17 protein-coding genes and 2 tRNA genes are annotated in these 19,964 nt (G+C 66.3%); 17 read left to right on the forward strand and 2 right to left on the reverse strand.

From position 1 onward, the window contains the following. Positions 1-18 precede the first annotated feature (18 nt). The 9 genes from obgE (at position 19) to FDW81_RS14590 (ending at position 7,426) form a co-directional block, all read left to right on the forward strand. Positions 19-1,608: a GTPase ObgE gene (obgE, locus tag FDW81_RS14550; protein ID WP_138134941.1), complete on the forward strand. Its 1,590-nt coding sequence runs from the start codon at positions 19-21 to the stop codon at positions 1,606-1,608. Next, the gene (proB, locus tag FDW81_RS14555; RefSeq protein ID WP_138134942.1) at positions 1,598-2,779 is read left to right on the forward strand and encodes a glutamate 5-kinase; all 1,182 of its coding nucleotides are present in this window, start codon (positions 1,598-1,600) and stop codon (positions 2,777-2,779) included. The genes obgE and proB overlap by 11 nt, the downstream gene beginning before the upstream one ends. Further along, on the forward strand, positions 2,776-4,155 hold the full coding sequence (locus FDW81_RS14560; RefSeq protein WP_138134943.1) for a glutamate-5-semialdehyde dehydrogenase: 1,380 nt from the start codon (positions 2,776-2,778) through the stop codon (positions 4,153-4,155). Before proB ends, FDW81_RS14560 begins: the two co-directional genes overlap by 4 nt. 77 nt (positions 4,156-4,232) lie before the next feature. Then, the gene (locus FDW81_RS14565; protein ID WP_138134944.1) at positions 4,233-4,463 is read left to right on the forward strand and encodes a hypothetical protein; all 231 of its coding nucleotides are present in this window, start codon (positions 4,233-4,235) and stop codon (positions 4,461-4,463) included. Further along, on the forward strand, positions 4,390-5,133 hold the full coding sequence (gene nadD / locus FDW81_RS14570; RefSeq protein ID WP_370279077.1) for a nicotinate-nucleotide adenylyltransferase: 744 nt from the start codon (positions 4,390-4,392) through the stop codon (positions 5,131-5,133). Before FDW81_RS14565 ends, nadD begins: the two co-directional genes overlap by 74 nt. Positions 5,134-5,140: 7 nt before the next feature. After that, on the forward strand, positions 5,141-6,517 hold the full coding sequence (locus tag FDW81_RS14575) for a hypothetical protein (protein ID WP_138134946.1): 1,377 nt from the start codon (positions 5,141-5,143) through the stop codon (positions 6,515-6,517). A 44-nt stretch (positions 6,518-6,561) separates the two neighbouring features. After that, positions 6,562-6,963: a ribosome silencing factor gene (gene rsfS / locus FDW81_RS14580; protein ID WP_138134947.1), complete on the forward strand. Its 402-nt coding sequence runs from the start codon at positions 6,562-6,564 to the stop codon at positions 6,961-6,963. Between the two features lie 115 nt (positions 6,964-7,078). After that, a tRNA-Ala gene (locus FDW81_RS14585) sits at positions 7,079-7,151 on the forward strand. A 202-nt stretch (positions 7,152-7,353) separates the two neighbouring features. Beyond that, positions 7,354-7,426 (forward strand) — tRNA-Ala (locus tag FDW81_RS14590). 78 nt (positions 7,427-7,504) lie between these two features. Here the strand turns inward: FDW81_RS14590 and FDW81_RS14595 are convergent. Next, positions 7,505-8,869 carry a class I SAM-dependent methyltransferase gene (locus FDW81_RS14595; protein ID WP_205754623.1) on the reverse strand — a complete coding sequence of 455 codons (1,365 nt, stop codon included), beginning with the start codon at positions 8,867-8,869 and terminating at the stop codon, positions 7,505-7,507. Positions 8,870-8,935: 66 nt separating this feature from the next. Here FDW81_RS14595 and FDW81_RS14600 point away from each other — a divergent pair, with 66 nt between their 5' ends. From FDW81_RS14600 to FDW81_RS14625, 6 genes are all read left to right on the forward strand, one after another. Next, on the forward strand, positions 8,936-10,018 hold the full coding sequence (locus tag FDW81_RS14600) for an FAD-dependent oxidoreductase (RefSeq protein WP_138134948.1): 1,083 nt from the start codon (positions 8,936-8,938) through the stop codon (positions 10,016-10,018). A gap of 74 nt (positions 10,019-10,092) precedes the next feature. Next, the gene (locus tag FDW81_RS14605) at positions 10,093-11,286 is read left to right on the forward strand and encodes a methyltransferase (protein ID WP_240720305.1); all 1,194 of its coding nucleotides are present in this window, start codon (positions 10,093-10,095) and stop codon (positions 11,284-11,286) included. Positions 11,287-11,506: 220 nt separating this feature from the next. Continuing rightward, positions 11,507-12,709, forward strand: a complete 1,203-nt coding sequence (locus FDW81_RS14610; protein WP_138134984.1) for an ROK family transcriptional regulator — start codon at positions 11,507-11,509, stop codon at positions 12,707-12,709. Between the two features lie 120 nt (positions 12,710-12,829). Further along, the gene (locus FDW81_RS14615) at positions 12,830-14,182 is read left to right on the forward strand and encodes an extracellular solute-binding protein (RefSeq protein ID WP_138134985.1); all 1,353 of its coding nucleotides are present in this window, start codon (positions 12,830-12,832) and stop codon (positions 14,180-14,182) included. A gap of 3 nt (positions 14,183-14,185) precedes the next feature. Continuing rightward, positions 14,186-15,067, forward strand: coding sequence for a carbohydrate ABC transporter permease (locus FDW81_RS14620; protein ID WP_138134950.1), 882 nt, complete (start codon positions 14,186-14,188; stop codon positions 15,065-15,067). Beyond that, the gene (locus FDW81_RS14625; RefSeq protein WP_138134951.1) at positions 15,064-15,939 is read left to right on the forward strand and encodes a carbohydrate ABC transporter permease; all 876 of its coding nucleotides are present in this window, start codon (positions 15,064-15,066) and stop codon (positions 15,937-15,939) included. The genes FDW81_RS14620 and FDW81_RS14625 overlap by 4 nt, the downstream gene beginning before the upstream one ends. Here FDW81_RS14625 and FDW81_RS14630 read toward each other — a convergent pair. After that, positions 15,936-16,139, reverse strand: coding sequence for a hypothetical protein (locus FDW81_RS14630; RefSeq protein WP_240720306.1), 204 nt, complete (start codon positions 16,137-16,139; stop codon positions 15,936-15,938). The genes FDW81_RS14625 and FDW81_RS14630 overlap by 4 nt on opposite strands. Before the next feature lie 404 nt (positions 16,140-16,543). Here FDW81_RS14630 and FDW81_RS14635 point away from each other — a divergent pair, with 404 nt between their 5' ends. Together FDW81_RS14635 and metE are read left to right on the forward strand one after the other, a co-directional pair. After that, a complete protein-coding gene (locus FDW81_RS14635) occupies positions 16,544-17,506 on the forward strand; it encodes a methylenetetrahydrofolate reductase (protein WP_138134952.1) in 963 nt (320 codons plus the stop codon). A 64-nt stretch (positions 17,507-17,570) separates the two neighbouring features. Continuing rightward, positions 17,571-19,913 carry a 5-methyltetrahydropteroyltriglutamate--homocysteine S-methyltransferase gene (metE, locus tag FDW81_RS14640; protein WP_138134953.1) on the forward strand — a complete coding sequence of 781 codons (2,343 nt, stop codon included), beginning with the start codon at positions 17,571-17,573 and terminating at the stop codon, positions 19,911-19,913. Positions 19,914-19,964 lie beyond the last annotated feature (51 nt).

Genomic DNA, 19,964 nt, shown 5'->3' on the forward strand with positions numbered 1-19,964 from the left:
AGCACTGAGGAGATCCACGTGGCCAGCTTTGTAGACCGGGTAGTACTGCACGTATCCGGCGGTACCGGCGGCCACGGGTGCGTCTCGGTCCACCGGGAGAAGTTCAAGCCGCTGGGCGGTCCCGACGGCGGCAACGGCGGCAATGGCGGCGACGTCATCCTCCGCGTTGATCACCAGACCACCACCCTGCTTGACTACCACCACGCACCGCACCGCCACGCAACAAACGGCGGCCCCGGCATGGGTGACTGGCGGGGCGGCAAGAACGGCGAGACCCTGGTCCTGCCCGTCCCCGACGGCACCGTGGTCAAGTCCAAGGACGGCGCGGTCCTGGCTGACCTCGTGGGTGAAGGCGCCGAGTACGTTGCTGCAGCCGGCGGCATCGGCGGCCTGGGCAACGCGGCCCTCTCCTCCCAGAAGCGCCGCGCTCCGGGTTTCGCGTTGCTGGGCATCGAAGGTGAATCCAGGGACATCGTCCTGGAACTGAAGTCCATCGCCGATATTGCACTGGTCGGCTTCCCGTCTGCAGGCAAGTCAAGCCTCATTGCCGCCATGTCCGCCGCCCGGCCCAAAATTGCCGACTACCCGTTTACCACGCTGGTTCCCAACCTTGGCGTGGTCCAGGCCGGCGATATCCGGTTCACCATTGCCGATGTGCCCGGCCTCATCGAGGGCGCCAGCGAGGGCAAGGGCCTGGGGCACCACTTCCTGCGGCACGTGGAGCGGTGCGCCGCGCTGGTCCACGTCCTTGACTGCGGAACGCTCGAATCGGACCGTGACCCCCTCTCGGACCTCGCCGTCATCGAGGCCGAGCTGGAGAAGTACGCCGTGGACATGAGCTACGCCGGCCAGGACGGTGAAGTGGTTCCGCTGAACCACCGCCCCCGCCTGGTGGCGCTGAACAAGGTGGACCTGCCCGATGGCAGGGACATGGCCGATTTTGTCCGGCCGGAGCTGGAATCCCGTGGCTACCGCGTGTTCGAGGTCTCGGCCACCAGCCATGAAGGCCTCCGCCAGCTGGGCTTTGCCATGGCCGAGATCGTCAAGGACGCCCGTGACGCCGTGGCTGCCGCTCCGCCGAAGGTGCAGCCCGCCGTGCTGCGGCCCCGTGCTGTCAACGAGACAGGGTTCAAGATCCGTCGCGAGGAGAAGAACCTCGAGCCGCTCTTCCGCGTCCTCGGGGAAAAGCCCGAGCGCTGGGTCAAGCAAACAGACTTCACCAACGAGGAAGCTATCGGCTACCTGGCTGACCGGCTGGCCAAGCTGGGAGTTGAAACCGAACTGTTCAAGATGGGAGCCAAGCCCGGCGATACCGTCGTGATCGGCGAAGACGACGGCGTGGTTTTCGATTGGGAGCCCACCATGATGGCCGGTGCTGAACTCCTGGCTTCGCCGCGCGGCACGGACGTCCGCTTCGCCGACATTGGCGACCGGCCGACCCGGAGCCAGAAGCGTGAGGAACAGCAGGAGCGCCGCGAGGCCAAGGCTGCCGCCCGCGCCGAGCTTGAGGCTGAGCGGAAAGCCGGCATCTGGACTGAGTCCGTCAGCGGCCGGCGTGCTGCCAAGCCCCTCAAGGAGAGCGGACTGGACGTCGACGATGACTTCTAGGACTGCAGCCGCGGCACCGCTGACCCGGGGCGTGGACAGGAGCGTGCTGGCAAGCGCGCGCCGGATTGTGGTGAAGGTTGGCTCGTCGTCGCTGACCAGCATCAAGGGCGGCATCTCGGAAGAATCGCTGACTGCCCTTGCGGACGCCCTGGCTGCCAAGCGCAACACCGGGACGGAAATCATCCTGGTTTCGTCCGGCGCCATTGCCGCCGGCCTCGCCCCGCTTGGCCTTGCGAAGCGTCCCCGCGACCTTGCCACCCAGCAGGCTGCTGCGAGTGTGGGCCAGGGCCTGCTGATGGCCCGGTACACCCAGGCTTTCGGCGCGCACGGCGTCACCGTCAGCCAGGTATTGCTGACGGCAGAAGACCTGATGCGGCGAAGCCAACACACCAACGCCTTCCGCGCCCTGGACCGGCTGCTCAACCTCGGCGTGGTCCCTGTGGTCAACGAGAACGACACCGTGGCCACCCACGAGATCCGCTTCGGCGACAACGATCGGCTGGCCGCACTGGTGGCCCACCTGGTCCGCGCCGACGCGCTCGTGCTGCTTTCCGACGTCGACTCCCTCTACGACGGCCCGCCGGCCCAAGGCGCACAGCGGATACCGCTGGTTGAGGGTCCGCAGGATCTTGAGGGCGTTTCCATCGGCAAAACCGGCAAGGCCGGCGTCGGCACCGGCGGCATGGTCACGAAGGTGGAAGCAGCCACCATGGCTGCCGGCAGCGGCATCCATGCCCTGGTCACCTCCACACCCAACGCCGCTGCGGCGCTTAACGGCGAGGACGTGGGCACATGGTTCACCGTCAATGGCGCCCGCAAGCCAGTACGCCTGCTGTGGCTGGCACACGTCGCCTCCGTCCAGGGGCGCCTGGTCCTCGACGACGGCGCCGTCCGGGCAGTGCGGCACCACCGCACTTCGCTGCTCCCCGCCGGCATCTCCGCCGTTGCCGGCGAGTTCGAAGCGGGCGACGCCGTTGAAATTGCCAGTGCGGATGGCACAGTGGTGGCGCGCGGCCTGGTGAATTACTCATCGCAGGAACTGCCGCGGATGCTGGGCAGGTCTACGCGCGAGCTTGGTGAGGAACTCGGCACCGGCTATGACCGCGAAGTTGTTCATGTTGACGACCTGGTGCTGGTCTCAGTCCCGCCCTCGCCTAAACTTGAACCATGACTGAGGCCTTGATTCACACAACTGCTGAAAATTCCGGAGACACTGTTGCCGCCTCCGGGGCGCAGCAGCCAGCCCCCGCAGCAGTGCCGGGATCAGCAGCCGGTGCCCTGTCCGAGGCTGGAATCCAGGACGCGGTCCATGCGATTGCAGACCGTTCCCGGCAGGCAGCCCGGCGCATGTCGATGGCCAACAGGGCCTGGAAGGACCGGGCGCTGCGCGCCGTCGGTGCTGCCCTGCAGGAGAGCACCCAGGCCATCCTGGCTGCCAACGCCAAGGATGTCGCTGCCGGTAAGGCGAACGGTACCTCTGCAGCCCTGCTGGACCGGCTCACGCTGACCGAAGCCCGGATCGCCGGGCTGGTGGCCGCCCTGGAAAACCTGGCCAACCTGCCCGACCCCGTCGGCAACGTAGTCCGCGGCCAGACCCTGCCCAACGGCCTGCGCCTCCGGCAGGTCAATGTGCCCATGGGCGTGGTGGCCGCCATCTATGAAGCGCGCCCCAACGTCACCGTGGACATCGCCGGCCTGGCCCTCAAGAGCGGCAACGCCGTGATCCTGCGCGGCGGCAGCGCTGCCGAGGCCACCAACGGCGTACTGGTCCGGGTGCTGCGCGAGGCCCTGGAATCGGTGGGCCTGCCGGCCGACGCAGTACAGACGGTGGACCAGTACGGCCGCGCCGGCGCCAACGCGCTCATGCGCGCCCGTGGCCGGGTGGACGTGCTCATTCCCCGCGGCGGCCGTGACCTCATCCAGACCGTGGTCAATAACTCCGCCGTCCCCGTCATCGAAACCGGCGAGGGGAACGTTCATATCTTCATTGACGAGTCCGCGGGCGAGGACATGGCCGTGGAGATCCTCCTCAACGCCAAGACGCAGCGGCCAAGTGTCTGCAACACGGTGGAGACACTCCTGGTCCACTCGGGATCCACGGTGTTCCCTGCCGTGGCAACTGCCCTTGCGAAGGCCGGTGTCAGGCTGCACGTGGACGAACGCATCCGGGCCGCGCTGCCCGCCTCCATCGAGTCCTCGCCTGCCACGGACCAGGACTGGGGAACCGAGTACATGGACCTCGACCTCGCTGTGGCCATGGTGGACAGCCTGGACGAGGCCGTCAAGCACATCCGCACCTGGACCACAGGCCACACCGAGGCGATCCTGACCAACAATCTCGCGAATGCCGAGCGGTTCATCGCCGAAGTCGATTCCGCAGCTGTCATCGTCAACGCTTCCACGCGGTTTACCGACGGCGGGGAGCTGGGCCTGGGTGCCGAAGTGGGTATTTCCACCCAGAAACTGCATGCGCGCGGGCCCATGGGGCTCACGGAGCTCACCACCACCAAGTGGATCGTGCAGGGCGAGGGCCAGGTCCGCGGGTAGCGCGCGGTACCATAGACCAGAAGCCATAAGCAGCGGGAACTTCCGCTGCCACAAACTTTTCAACCCTAGGGGAGAACATGCTGTTCCAGCAGATCGCCATGACCGTCGCCGAAGGCGAAGAACACGAACTCGCGCCGCTGTGGGCTGAGCCGTGGGTCTTCGGCGTCGTCATTTTCGCCATCCTGCTGGTACTGATGTTCATCACCCTGTCCTACTCCAACCTGGGCAACCGGCATGCGGCCACCGAGGAACACGCGGACCCGCACCGCCAGCACCCGAACAAGCACGATCACGGGCAGGGCCACTAACATTTCCCGCGTTCTGCACCGTAACGGTGCCAAAGGCAGGCTGCGGCTTGGCGTGATGGGTGGGACCTTCGATCCCATCCATCACGGCCACCTTGTCGCGGCCAGTGAAGTGGCTGCCGAGTTTGACCTGGATGAAGTCGTTTTCGTTCCTACTGGACAGCCGTGGCAGAAGTCGCACAAAAAGGTCAGCGAGGCCGAACACCGGTACCTCATGACGGTCATTGCTACGGCCTCCAACCCGCGCTTCACCGTGAGCCGGGTGGACGTTGACCGTCCAGGGCCCACCTACACCATCGACACGCTGCGGGACCTTCGCGCCCAGCGCCCGGACGCGGACCTGTTCTTCATCACCGGTGCGGACGCGCTGGCGCAGATCCTGTCCTGGAAGGACATCGACGAACTGTGGTCGCTGGCCCATTTCGTCGGGGTCACGCGGCCCGGCCACGAGCTGGACGGGATGGGGCGCGACGACGTCAGCCTCCTGGAAGTGCCGGCCATGGCCATCTCCTCCAGCGACTGCCGCGCCCGCGTGGCAGCAAATGATCCCGTCTGGTACCTGGTGCCGGACGGCGTGGTCCAGTACATCGCCAAGTACGGCCTTTATATCGAGGCGCCGGCAGCCGGGAATGAAGTACTTTCCGAAGCACGTGAACCAGCCAGTACTGAATGAGTTCTCAATGAGTCAGGAACAGCCCCCCATCCGCAGCCGCCGGGAACTACGGAAGGCCAGGGATGCCCAGCAGGCCTCCGTGCCTACGGGCGCGGAACAAGTTTCCCCTGCCGCAAAGTCGACGGATGCCAAGCCTTCCGTCGCAACCACGCCTGCGGCAACGCGGCCGGCAGGAACGCCGCCTGCTGCAACGCCGCCGGGGCCCCGGGCAGCCGGCGCCGCGGCCGGGCAGGCCGCCGCCCAGCGGTCCTCCCAGATCCGGGCACGTGACCGGGCAGCCCTTCGCACCATCAAGGAGCTGGAGGAAAAGGAGGGCCAGCTTGCTGCCGGAGGGCCGCCCACCCGCCGCCAGCTACGCCTGCAGCAGCTCAAGGAACAGGCGCTGACTGCCGCCAATCCGATTGTCCCCCCTGCTTCCGGTGCTTCGGATTCCGCACCGGCTTCAGCTCCCGCCGCCCCTGCGGCCTCTGGCGCTCCGGCGGAACCGCGAAAGAGCAAGCCCCGGTCCGGAGGGAAGAAGGGCGACGGCGCCGGGGAGGCCGGGTCCCAGGACGGCAAGCTCCCCTCCCAGCTTGGAGCGGGTTCCCCGGCTCCCGAAGGCATGACGGTGGAGCAGGCCTTGGCGGCGCGGGCGCTGATCGCAGAGCAGGCCAAGAACCAGATTGCCAAGATGGAGCACATCGCCTCCCTGGACCCGGAAGCTGTTGATCCGGAGATCCTGGCTGAGCAGATTGCACTGGCCGAACGGGCGGCCGTCATGAACCGCCGCGCCATGGCCAAGCAGAAACTGGCAGAGCAGGCGGGGGCTCCACTGCCTGCCAAGGATCCTGCCCCGGCCCCTGGCCGGGAAGCGGGTAAGAAGGACCAGCGCAGTAGCACAGCCCCGGGTGCAGGTCAGCGGCCGGGTCCCTCCACGGCCAACAACCTGGCCATGGTCACCCCGCTGGAGTTCGTGCAGGTTCCAGGAATTGACCGGCCTGTCATGAAACGGCCTGCCACCTCGCACGTGCCGGTGACTACCCGTCCCGGAACCAAGGTGACGCCGTCCGCCACCAGGAAGCCGCGCCCCTCAGCGCCCAAGCGCCCTGCTCCCGCGGACGCCGCGTCAGGCCGTTCCAACGTCATTGCCAGGGCTGAAGCTGCTGCGCGGGCGGCTGCCCGCCCGCAGACACTGCGGACGGAAGAGAGCGTCGGAGAGGACCTTTTCGAGGAGCTGCCGCGCGTTCCCGCCAGCTCCGCCTATGGGCTGGAACCCCTGGACGCAGCCACTGCAGGACTGGCCCGGGCAAAGCGGAACAGGGTCCTGCAGCTCTCCATCCTGGCATTCGGAGTGGTGGCCCTGATCTCGGGGATCCTCCTGATCATCAGCGGCATGTCCAGCTGACTGCTGCGGCCGGCCGTACATTTTCTCACCCAACAAGGAGTCACGTGACTGCATCGGAATCATCCCTCGCCATAGCCCGCACCGCCGCCAAGGCAGCTGCGGACAAAATTGCCCAGGACATTGTTGCCCTGGATGTCAGCGAGCGGCTCGCCCTGGCTGACGTCTTCCTTATCGCATCGGCCCCCAGCGAACGCCAGGTCAACGCCATCGTTGACGGGATCGAGGAGGAGCTCCTGAAGCAGGACCTGCGGCCCGTCCGCCGCGAAGGCCGTTCCGGCGGCCGCTGGGTACTGCTCGATTACTCGGACATCGTCATCCACGTCCAGCACGAGGAGGACCGTGTGTTCTACGCACTGGAACGCCTGTGGAAGGACTGCCCGGTAGTGGACCTGCAGCTTGGAGACGACGCCTCGGCCAAGGCCGCTGCTGTGTCCGAGAACGAGTAAATTCGCGTCACCACGGGGAATATGCCCGATTTGGAATTTTTGGAATTGCTGTTCTAAGATATTTGAGTTGCTTCGGGGAAGCCCGAAAAAAGTTCTTCAAGGGCAGCAACAATCCGGGGCTGTGGCGCAGCTGGTAGCGCACCTGCATGGCATGCAGGGGGTCAGGGGTTCGAGTCCCCTCAGCTCCACCGGGAAGTCCGCCGGAATCGTATGATTCCGGCGGGCTTTTTTGTTGTGCCGGCTGTGTGCAGCGGGCACAACAGCAGGAGTGGGTTCTTGGAGAACGGGCCGTTGAGTCGACAGGGCCGGAGCGCCGATTGGCGCCGCGGACGAAAGTGCATTAGGCTGGTCGGGTTGCTCCGGGGAGTCGGTCCGGAAGCGGCAAAGTACGGGGCTGTGGCGCAGCTGGTAGCGCACCTGCATGGCATGCAGGGGGTCAGGGGTTCGAGTCCCCTCAGCTCCACCGGAAGATGCACTGCATAGTGTACGAAAGGGACGGTCCCCAAGGGACCGTCCCTTTCGGTTTAACTCCGGGCGCCCGTTACAGCCAGGCCGTCCGGCGCAGCGGTGGCTGTTCGCCTCCCGGCCGTTGGACCAGGACCTGGTTCACGCCGGTGAGGCCGTTTTCAAAGCCCAGGGCGCTGGAGGCCATGTACAGCCGCCATACCCTTGCCCGCCCCTGGCTGGTCAGCTGGACGGCCTGGTCCCAGTTGTCCTCCAGCCTGCTGACCCAGGCGCGCAGGGTCAGCGCATAGTGTTGCCGCAGCGCCTCCACGTCAAGAATTTCAAACCCGGCAGTTTCCAGGGCCGACACCATCTCGCCAAGGCTGATCATCTCCCCGTCCGGAAAGACATAGCGGGGAATGAAGGAGTCCGGATCCGGCTTGGTGGGGCCTGCATTCCAGGAAATCGCGTGGTTCAGCAGCCGTCCGCCCGGCTTCAGCAGGCCGAGCAGCGCGGCGGCGTACCCGGCGGTTTGCTCCCGCCCCACATGCTCGGACATTCCGATGGAGCTGATGGCATCGAAGGGCCCGTCGAGGACGTCCCGGTAATCCTGTACGCGGATATCCACCCGTTCTGTCAGCCCTGCGTCTGCCGCCCGTTTCCGGGCGAGGATTGCCTGCTCGGTGGATAGGGTCACTCCCACGACCGTTGCCCCGTACTTCCCGGCCGCGTGCAGGGCAAAGCTGCCCCAGCCGCAGCCTACGTCCAGGACCCGCATCCCCGGCCGAAGCCCCAGCTTGCGGCACACGAGGTCAAGCTTTGCCTCCTGGGCAGCGTCCAGGCCGACGGCGAGGCTGTGGCTTCCGTCAGTGCGTTCGCTGCCGTAGCCTGCCTCTGGCCATACGGCACAGGAATAGACCATCGACGGCCCCAGCACCAGGGCGTAAAATTCATTGCCCACATCGTAATGATGGGAGATGGCCGCCACGTCACGGCGGCGCGAGTGCAGCCGTCCCTTGCGGACGACCCTGGCCTCTTCCGGTGGAGGTGCGGGATTGGGGCCAAGGGCTCCCAGCCGGACGGCGGTGCGCAGCAGCGTCCAGATTTCGGCAGCCGTCAACGGTCGGAAGGGGCCAGGCTCGGCGAACTTGCCGGCGGAGCTCAACGCACTGAATGCAGCGAAGATGTTTCCCGGAGAGTCGATGTCGCCGGCCACGTAGGCCCGGCTCAGGCCCAGCTGGCCCGGGGACCACAGGATCCGGCGCAGCGCGCGCCGGGACCGGAACTCCAGGATGGGAGCCCCCTCCGGCCCTGCCTCCGAACCATCCCACGCCCGCAAGCGCAATGGTATCTCCGGGGTACCCAGGACAACTGCCAACGCCTTGGCCAACCGCGCCGCCTTCCCGTTCCCTGTGCCTGTGCCTGAGCCCTTGCCTCTGCCTGTGACCTTGCCTGCCGTCATGATGCTCCTCCCGTCGCCATGGGCCAAGACTAAGGCCGGAACCCCCGGCGCGACTATCATGGGGGAGTGAATTCTGCCCGAACCGACGTCGTGGTCATCGGCGCCGGTCAGGCCGGGCTTTCCGCTGCCTACCACCTCCAGCGCCGGGGCCTGGACTACGTAGTTCTCGACGCCGAGAGCGGCCCCGGAGGTGCGTGGCGCCACCGCTGGAAGAGCCTGCGAATGGAAACAGTCAACGGCATCAGCGACCTGCCGGGCATCGCCAAGCCTGCAGTAAATCCCCGGGAGCCCAGCTCGGAGTTCCTGACCCGGTATTTTGGCGGCTATGAAGAGGAACTGGGCCTGGCCGTCCAGCGCCCGGTCAAGGTGACGTCCGTCAGCCGCGAGGACGACGACCCTGACGGCCGGCTGGTGGTCAGTACGTCCCGCGGTGATTGGACAGCCCGGGCTGTCATCAACGCCACTGGAACGTGGACCCGCCCCTTCTGGCCACTCTATCCCGGCCAGTCAACGTTCCGCGGGCGGCAGCTGCATGTGGCGGACTACGTCTCGGCAGATGAGTTCACAGGCCGGCACGTGACAGTGGTGGGCGGCGGCATCTCCGCCGTAGGCCTCCTCGATGAGATCTCGCGCGTCACGACCACAAGCTGGTTCACCCGCCGGGAACCGGTGTGGCGCGAGGAGGAGTTCGACGCGAAGGCAGGACACGACGCCGTGGCCCTGGTGGAGGAGCGGGTCCGCCGGGGACTGCCGCCGCAGAGCGGGGTTTCGGTGACCGGGCTGATCTGGACGCCGACGCTCAGGTCCGCCGCTGCCAGGGGTGTACTCGACCGCAAGCCGATGTTCACGTCCATAGAGCCCCATGGCGTCCGGCTGGCCGATGGCGGATTCCTGCCGGCGGATGTCCTCCTATGGGCCACCGGATTCCGCCCGGAGATCGAACACCTCGCACCATTGCACCTGCGGGGACCCGGTGGCGGCATACTCATGGATGGAACACAGGTGGCGCAGGAACCTCGCGTCCATCTGGTGGGATACGGCCCGTCGTCGTCCACTATCGGCGCCAACCTGGCAGGACGCGCGGCGGTGTCCGCCATCCTGAAACTGCCAGGGATCGATCCGACAGCGGCACCGGCAATCTGGGGCTGAGCACCGACCGGCGCGACAGCCGCGGGATGCGGCAGCGGCACAATCACAAGCAGAAAAGAAAGCGGCAGGAACAGTTGGCATCAGACACCCTTGAGCACGTCTTCGGCGCCCTCAGGCGGCGGCCCGACGTCGAAGCTGCGAACCTGCAGGCATGGGACGCCACGGACCGCCTCCTGCTGGAAACAGCTGCGGGAGTCGTGCGCAGCGGGAGCACAGTGGCCGTCGTGGGGGATCGCTACGGCGCCCTGACCCTCGGCACTCTTGCCACCCTTAGCCCCGGTGCCGTGCGTGTGCATCAGGACCTCATCACGGGTGAACGTGCGCTCCAGCTCAACGCGGCTGCGCTCCGTCAGGCCGCTGTCCTGCCTGGCACCACAGCAGGCACGGCGGGCAGGGGGACGGGAGTGGAACCCGGCTTCACGCAGCTGCCGTTCGGGCCGGACCTCCTGGCCGGCGCGCAGACGGTGCTTTTGCAGCTGCCCAAGACCCTCGCGGAACTGGACGAGATCGCTGCCGCGGTGGCCAGGCATGCGGCATCTGACGTAAAACTTTTGGCCGGGGGCCGGGTAAAGCACATGTCCCTTGGCATGAACGCGGTTCTGGAACGTCACTTCGGCTCCGTCCAGCCGCAGCTCGCCAGGCAGAAATCACGCGTGATCCTGGCCAGTGAACCGCAGGGGGACAGCCGGCCGGAACGGTACCCGGTGATGGAGCACATCGCTGAGCTGGACCTGAACGTGGCTGCGCACGGGGCCGTCTTCGCCGGAACCAGGTTGGACATCGGTACCCGGTTCCTGCTGACGTTCCTTCCGGAGATGAAGGAGGCCCGGCACGCCGTGGACCTCGGCTGCGGCACCGGGATCCTCGCCGCCATGTATGCACGCCGGCACCCCGCCTCCGCTGTGACCGCCACCGACCAGTCAGCAGCCGCAGTGGCGTCGGCGCAGGCGACGGCACGTGCCAACGGACTGGAGGAGCAGATTACGGTCCTCCAGGACGACGCCCTGGGTACCATGGCGGACGGCAGCGTGGACCTGGTCCTGCTCAACCCGCCATTCCACGTGGGAGCCGGCGTGCACGCGGGGGCAGGCCTGAAGCTGATCGAAGCGGCAGGCCGGGTGCTGGTGCCGCACGGCGAGCTTTGGACGGTGTTCAACAGGCACCTGCCCTACCTGCCGGCGCTGGAACGGCAGGTGGGACCCACCTCTGTGAAGGGACGGAACCCCAAGTTCACGGTGACCCTCAGCACCCGCCGCAGCCCCAGGTGATCCGGCGTAAGCACCGCTGCGGGCGAGCTCCTGCCCCTGCGGAACGGGCGGAAGGAGCGGCACCCGTCCTGCGCCGCGCCGTCGTTCCGGCATGTGGGTCTGGGCCCCGGCGTAACGTACGATTCAAGCATCACCATAAGTACTTGGGGGACGACGTTTAGGGGACGCTGTGACTGAGATCCGCCAATCCTCACCGAGGCGCGGAACCAACCTGCCCCGGATGGGGGACTTCAACCTCACGGTGATCCTGGACGCCATCCGCAGGTCCTCCGGGGGACTGAGCCGGGTGGAGCTGGCACAGATCGTGGGCCTGTCGCCGCAAACCATCTCCAACATCTCCCGCCGCCTCCTGGATCAGAACCTCATTGTGGAAGCCGGCAAGGAAGGCAGCGGCCCCGGCAAGCCCCGCACCATCCTGCGGCTCAATCCCGGCGGCGTCTTCGCCCTCGGCGTCCACCTCGACCCCGCCGTCACCACCTTCGTGGTCCTTGACCTGGTGGGGGCAGTGGTACGGCACTCCCGGATCAAGACCCCCGGCGGCAATGACCCTTCTGCCGTCATCGCCACCATTGCCGACGAAATTGCCCAGCTGGTGGCGGATTCCGGCGTGGACCACGACAGGATTTCAGGCCTGGGCCTCGCCGCGCCCGGCCCCATCGACCTGGACAACGGCACCGTGGTGGATCCGCCGCTGCTTCCTGGCTGGGACCGGGTGGAACTGCGCACCGCCCTTTCGGAGGCCACCGGATATTCGGTGCTGATGGACAAGGACGTCACCAGTGCAGCCGTCGCCGAGACATGGGCAGGCGGTGCCAGCGGCTCCGGCAGCTTCATCTTCATGTACATGGGCACCGGCATTGGCTGCGGGATCGTGCTCAATGACGAGGTGGTCCGGGGCACCTCAGGGAACGCCGGCGAGATCGGCCACGTCGTGGTGGACCCGGACGGCCCCCCATGCGACTGCGGCCTCCGCGGCTGTGTGAAAGCCACCTGCATCCCGCAGGTGTTGGTGGCGCAGGCGCAAGCTGCAGGCATTCTGGAAGGCTCGCGTGGAGGCAACAGCGGCGCGGAAATCCAGCAGAGTTTTTCCCGGCTGTGCGACCTCGCGGACGAGGGAAACGAACAGGCGCTGGGCATCATCGACAAATCGGCGGTGCTCGTGGCGCGGGCAGCGTCCGTGGTCACCAATACCCTGGACGTGGAGCGGGTGGTGTTTGGCGGGCCGTTTTGGAGCCGCCTTGCCGGGCGCTACCTGGATAAAATTCCGGCGCTGCTGGACGCCCACAGCGACACCCGCCTCATCCATCCCATCGAGGTGGTGGGCACCGGGGTGGGGGATGACGTTGGCGCCATCGGGGCTGCCTCCCTGGTGCTGGAGCACACGCTGGCCCCGCGCGCCCAGCGGCTGCTTTTGGAAAGCTGAACTGCTGAAACGGCGTTTCCGGCTTGCTTGCCGAAGGCCGTCCATCTAGGCTTTGCGTATTGCCGCGGCTGGGGACCCGCTGACATAGGGGCGCCGCAGCCATTGACCGAATGGAGCACCATGCGCTGCCGGGCCCTGAAGACCATGTCCCTGATCGCCGCGGCAGCGGTTGTCCTGACGGCGTGCAGCCCGGACGATCCCGGGGACGCTTCAAAAACCCTGAAAGTGGCGTACCAGAAAACGGACTCCTTCACTGCCCTGGACACCATGCTCCACGCGGCGAAACAGGAATTCGAGGCGGCAAACCAGGGCGTGAGCGTCGAACTGCAGCCCATCCAGGCCAACGATGACGACTACGGCACCAAGCTGGCCCTCGCCCTGCGCTCACCGTCCACCGCGCCCGACGTCTTTTACGAGGACACCTTCAAAGTCCGCTCCGACGTGGACGCCGGCTACCTCCTGAAGCTGGACAGCCACCTTCAGGGCTGGGAGGACTGGGACAAGTTCGACGACGGCGCCAAGGCGGCAGGGCGGGCGGACGACGGCGGCACATACGCAGTGCCGCTGGGTACCGATACCCGGGCCATCTGGTACAACAAGAAAGTCTTCACGAACGCCGGGATCAGCGTCCCGTGGGAGCCGCGGAGCTGGCAGGACATCCTGGACGCGGCACGGAAGATCAAGGCCAATGACCCCGGAGTAGTGCCCTTTAACATGTACGCCGGCAAGGGCACCGGCGAGGGCACCGTCATGCAGGGCTTCTATGAGCTGTTGTATGGAACCGGCGCGGAGCTTTACGACGAAGAAGCCGGGAAATGGGTGGTGGGCTCTGCCGGTTTCACCGACTCGCTGGCTTTCCTGAAGACACTCTATGACGAGCAGTTGGCGGTTTCTCCGGCCGAAGCCCTGGACGCCAACATTTGGAAAAAAGTGTTTGGCGAGTGGTTCCCGAATGCCAAGCTCGGAGCCACTGTGGAAGGTTCCTACGCGCCGTCGTTCTGGCAGGAAGGCGGAAGCTACGAATGGCCGGGCTACGAACAGGACATGGGCGTCGCCCCTTTCCCCACGCGTGACGGCCAGGATCCGGGTGCGGTGAGCATGTCCGGCGGCTGGACACTGGCTCTCGGGGCAAGCACCAAGGACCCGGACCTCGCGTTCAGCTTCCTTACCACTGCATTGAACGAGAAGAACTCCCTGGCTTTCACCGTTGAGAGCTCGCAGATTGCGGTCCGGCAGGACGTCGCCGCTGACCCCGGCTACCTGGGCGGCCATCCCTTCGTCAAGGAAGTTTCCGAACTCGTGTCGGTAACGCGCTACCGTCCTGCAACATCCGACTATCCCCGGATTTCCGCTGCCGTCCAGGAAGCCACCGAGGCTGTCATCACCGGCAGCCGGTCACCGGAAGAGGCAGCGGCAGATTATGATGCCGCAGTCACGGAGATCGTCGGCAGCGACAAGACCATCCGGAAGTAGCCCGTGCCTGTTCCCGCGGCGGCAAGGCAACTGATTCGGTACCTGCCGGTCCTCCCCGCTGTCCTGCTCCTGCTCGTCTTCCTGGCCGGCCCGGTGTTCTGGGCCTTCAACGCCTCCTTCACCAATGCCGGCCTCACCGGCCGCAGCGCGCGCGACCCTTCCTGGGTAGGCCTGGACAACTACCAGCGGCTGCTGGCCGATCCGGTGTTCCCGCTCTCCCTCCTGCTCACCGTAATGTTCGTGGCAGGCTCCGCCGTGCTGGGCCAGAACCTGCTCGGGCTGGTCCTGGCCCTGCTGATGCGCCGGGCACGGCCGGCGGTGTCCGCCGTCGTCGGAACCACTGTGGTGGCCGCCTGGGTACTTCCGGAGATCGTGGCGGCCTTTGCCGCCTATGCCTACTTCAGCGGCGACGGCACCCTGAACCAGCTGCTGCGCGTCCTGGGACTCGGCGGGCAGGACTGGCTGTACGCCTTTCCCATGATGGCCATCATGCTTGCCAACGTGTGGAGGGGGACCGCGTTTTCCATGCTCGTCTACCGGGCGGCACTGAACGACGTCCCGGCCGAGGTGACCGAAGCTGCCCAGATGGACGGGGCACACGGCTGGCAGCGGCTCGCCTTCATCACCCTGCCCATGATCCGGGGGAGCATCACCACCAACCTGATGCTGGTCACGCTGCAGACCCTTGCCGTGTTCACGCTCGTGTGGGTCATGACCGCCGGCGGACCCGCCAACGCCAGCACCACGCTGCCGGTCCTCGCCTACCTTGAGGCGTTCAAGTTCGGAGACATTGGCTACGGGACGGCTGTGGCGTCGGTGCTCATCCTTATCGGCGCCGCCTTCGGACTGGTGTACATCCGGCTGCTGAAGGATTCCAGGTCATGACCGCCACCGCCAGGACAGCCCGTCCGCTTCCTGCCGGCACGGGCGCCACAGCCCGGCCCGGCAGGAGCAGCACGCCGGCCGACGCAGTGCTGCTGCTGATCGGCGCCTCCTTCCTGCTGCCCCTGCTGTGGCTCATCCTGGCTTCGCTGGACACCAGGGCCGGACATGAGCTCCAATTTCCTGCTGCGCCGGGCCTGGGCAACTTCGCCGCCATCGCAACTCCGGAACTGCTGCTCCGGCCGCTCTGGAACAGTGCGGTGCTCTCCGGGGGAACGGCCGCGGTGACCCTGGTGGCGGCAGTCCTCGCCGCCTACCCGCTGTCCCGGTACAGCTCACGGTTCAACCGGCCGTTCATGTACACCATCCTCTTTGGCACCTGCCTGCCCATTACCGCCATCATGGTGCCGGTGTACGGGCTTTTCGTCCAGTTCGAGCTCCTGGACTCGATGCCGGCCACCATCCTGTTCATGGCCACCACCGCCCTGCCCATGGCCATCTGGATGACCCGGAACTTCATGGACGGGGTGCCGGTGTCGCTGGAAGAGGCAGCCTGGGTGGACGGCGCGTCGCGGATGACCGCACTGCGCACCATTGTCCTGCCGCTGATGAAGCAGGGGCTGGGGGTGGTGTTCATCTTCGTGTTCATCCAGGCCTGGGGGAACTTCTTTGTCCCGTTCGTGCTGCTCCTGTCCGAGGCACGGCAGCCGGCAGCGGTGTCCATCTTCAGTTTCTTTGGACAGCATGGCGCAGTGGCGTACGGCCAGCTGGCCGCATTCTCGATGGTGTATTCGCTGCCGGTGCTTGCTCTCTACGTCATTGTGGCCAGGGGTGGCGGCAGTTCCTTCGCCCTGTCCGGAGCGGTGCGCGGCTAGTCGATGTCCTCGACCACCACACCGAAGGGGAGGCTGTCATCGAGGTGGGCCTGGTGGCCGGTGGATCCGGGGTTGTACGTAACCCGGACACCGTGCAGCTTGTCCGCGGCCGATTGCTGCAGGACAGGCTTCACAGTGCTGATGAACATCTCGCTTTTGTCGGCGAGAAACTCCTTGTAACTGGCTGGAAGCTCGCTCATGGCAAAAGGATAGACCTCGCGCCCCTTCATGGGGAGGGGTCCCATTGACTGGGGCAGGACCCGGGAGCCGGATCGGAAGGGCGAGTGCGGCGAAGAATATTCTGCCGGGCTCCAAGACAGGGCGTAAGACTGCGTCTTAATTCGGGAAGCAACTTGAATGCTCTCACCGGCGCTCCTAGAGTCTTATACAAGTTACCGCGGTAACGTGTCAGCGACCCTCCGGATTGGAGGGTGTGGGTGCCCCCATGTGGGCCTGACATTTGCTCACGGGGAACTTCGTTCCAGGCGTAACAGTCGCGGCTGCGTCCTGTGGAGTTTCCCTGTGTGTTCCCTAAACTCAAATTCATTGCCGGCAGCCGTCGCCTTCGACGGCCAGCCACAATGGCCCAAAGCCAAGGACGCAAATGTCACCACCAAGCCTTATTGACACCCATCCCAACCTCTCCGACACCGCTCCCGTCGCCCTCTCCTACGAGCTGTTCCCGCCGCGCTCCCCGGCGGCGGCAGAAACCCTTTGGACCACCATCAGGGAGCTGGAAACCACCGAGCCGGACTACGTCTCGGTCACCTATGGTGCCAGCGGTTCAAACCGGGACACCGCCGTCGAACTCATCAACCGACTGCTGCTGGAAACCACCCTCCGGCCGCTGGCCCACCTGACCTGCGTGGGAAACACGCCTCAGGAACTGGCGGGAATCATCGGTGAACTTCTGGACACCGGGGTGCGCGGTATCCTGGCGCTGCGCGGAGACCTTCCCAAGGATGGCGGAGAACCTGCCCCCGGGGCACTGCGCTACGCGCAGGACCTGATTGAACTCGTCCGCCGGGTAGAGCAGCGCCGTTCGGCCCTCCTCTGTGCCGGAAAGATTGCAGTGGGTGTGGCAGCCTATCCCACGCGTCATCCCGAATCGCCCAGCGAGGAGCACGACGTCGAGGTGCTGCTGGCCAAGCAGCGTTCCGGCGCCGATTTCGCCATCACCCAGGTGTTCTTCCGCGCTGAACAGTATGCGGATCTGCTGACCCGGGCACGCCGGGCCGGCGTCACCATCCCGATCATTCCCGGTGTCATGCCGCTCACCAGCCTTCGCCGCCTGAAGCGGCTGGGCGAACTCGCAGGTGTGGAACCGGCTCCGGAACTGATCGAACGGCTCGCGGCCGCGGACAGCGATCTGGACCGGCTCCACATCGGCGTCAACGCCACGGTGGACCTGGCCAACGCCGCCCTCGAGGCGGGGGCGCCGGGCATCCATCTCTACACCTTCAATGAACACCAGAGCGCCCTCGAGGTGCTGGACAAGCTGGCCCTCCCGCGTCGCACCCATTCCAGCAGCGGCCGGAATATCGCGGCCCGCCAACTTGCCGGCTGAGCATCGCCTCAGCCGAACCTTCAACAGACCATTCATACAAGCTCCAACCTTCCGGGAGACCTCCATGCCTGAACTGACCGCGCCCAAAAACACCCCCTTCCCCTCCGCCTCACTGCTGGGCTACCCCCGCATCGGCCGCCGCCGCGAACTCAAGAAGGCCGTTGAAGCCTACTGGGCCGGCAAGATTGACGCCGCTGCCCTGGACGCCGCCGCCAAGGCCATCCAGCTGACCACCGCCAGGCGCCTGCAGGAGCTCGGGCTGACCGAAGCCGCCGCCGTTCCCGGCACGTTTTCCTACTACGACCAGGTCCTGGACACCACGGCCCTCCTCGGCGCGGTCCCGGCCCGCTTCGGTGAGCTCCTGAACGCTGAGGGACAGCTGGACATCGACGGCTACTTCACCCTTGCCCGCGGCAACAAGGAACAACAACCGCTGGAAATGACCAAGTGGTTCGACACCAACTACCACTACCTGGTGCCGGAAATCGGTCCGGAGACCGCATTCACGCTCGCCTCCACCGCAAAGGTGGACGAGTTTGCCTTCGCTCTCGCCAACGGCATCGAGACCCGCCCGTACATAGTTGGACCGGTCACCTACCTGCTGCTCTCCAAGGCTTCCGACGACGCCCCGGCCGGCTTCGCACCGCTGTCCCGCCTCGAAGACATCCTGCCTGTCTACGTCGAGCTGCTCAATAAGTTTGCAGCCGCCGGCGCGAGCTGGGTCCAGCTTGACGAGCCTGCCCTCGTGGTGGACCAGGAAACACCGGCCGCGGAAATCGAGGCAGCCGTGGCACGCGCCTACGAAGTCCTCACCGGCGCAGCCAACCGCCCTCAGATCCTCGTCTCCACCCCCTACGGGTCCCTCGACAACCAGCTCGGCACCCTAGGCGCCACCAACATCGATGCCCTGCACATCGACGTCTTCAAGGGCGCCGTTCCTTCCGCTGCCGCACTTGCCGGCCTGGGCAACAAAACCCTGGTGGCCGGCGTCGTGGACGGCCACAACATCTGGCGCAACGATCTCGCCGCGTCTGCCGCAAAGCTGGAAGCCTTGAAGGCTGCCGCCGGCAAGGTCACCGTCTCCACCTCCACCTCCACCCAGCACGTGCCGCACGATGTTGCCGAGGAAACCCAGCTCTCCGAGCAGCTCCGCAGCTGGCTCGCGTTCTCGGACCAGAAGGCCGTGGAGGTCAAGACCCTCGCCTCTTACCTGGCCGATCCCGCTTCCGCCAAGGGGGCCATCGACGAGGCAACCGCAGTCATCGCCTCCCGCGCCGGCGCCGAAGGCGTCCGCCGCGCTGAGGTACGGGCCCGCACCGAAGCGTTGACGGCGGCGGACTTCAGCCGCTCCGAGTACTCCGTCCGCGAAGCAGCCCAGGAAGCGGCGCTCCACCTGCCGCCGCTGCCCACCACCACCATCGGCTCGTTCCCGCAGACCTCCGAGATCCGCTCCGCCCGGGCCCGCAACACCAAGGGCGAGCTGAGCGATAAGCAGTACCGGCAGCTGATGAAGGACGAGATCAAGCGCGTCGTGGACCTGCAGGAAGAGCTCGGTTACGACGTCCTGGTGCACGGCGAGCCCGAGCGCAACGACATGGTGCAGTACTTCGCCGAGAACCTCGAAGGCTTCGACGTGACCGTCCACGGCTGGGTCCAGTCTTACGGTTCGCGCTGCACCCGCCCGTCCATTCTCTGGGGCGACGTCACCCGCAGCGCTCCGATCACCGTCGAGTGGGCCCAGTACGCGCAGTCACTCACCAGCAAGCCCATGAAGGGAATGCTCACCGGCCCGGTGACCATCCTGGCGTGGTCCTTCGTCCGCGACGACCAGCCCCTCGCCGAGACCGCCAACCAGGTTGGCCTGGCATTGCGCGACGAGATCGCCGACCTGGAGGCAGCCGGCATCAAGGTAATCCAGGTGGACGAGCCTGCACTCCGCGAACTCCTCCCGCTGCGCAAGGCTGACCACGCGGACTACCTGAAGTGGTCCGTGGACTCCTTCCGCCTGGCCACCGCCGGCGCTGCGGACGCCACCCAGATCCACACCCACCTCTGCTACTCCGAGTTCGGCGTGATCATCGACGCGATTGACGGGCTGGACGCGGATGTCACTTCCATTGAGGCCGCCCGCTCCCGCATGGAGGTGGTCCACGACCTGGAGTCCCACGGCTTCGGCCGCGGCGTTGGCCCGGGCGTCTACGACATCCACTCGCCGCGCGTTCCCGGCGAGCAGGAAGTCACCGAGCTGCTGGCAACCGCCGTCAAGCACGTCCCGTCCCGCCAGCTCTGGGTGAACCCGGACTGCGGCCTGAAGACCCGCGGCTACGCAGAGACCGAAGAATCCCTGCGGAACCTGGTCAAGGCAACCCAGACGGTGCGCGCGAACCTGCTGGCAGCAGCCAAGTAAACGCAGCTAAAAACGCGGCGGCCGGTCACTTCAGGTGACCGGCCGCCGTCC

Origin of the sequence: Pseudarthrobacter sp. NamB4 (assembly GCF_005796185.1) — a bacterium.
GTDB lineage: Bacteria > Actinomycetota > Actinomycetes > Actinomycetales > Micrococcaceae > Arthrobacter.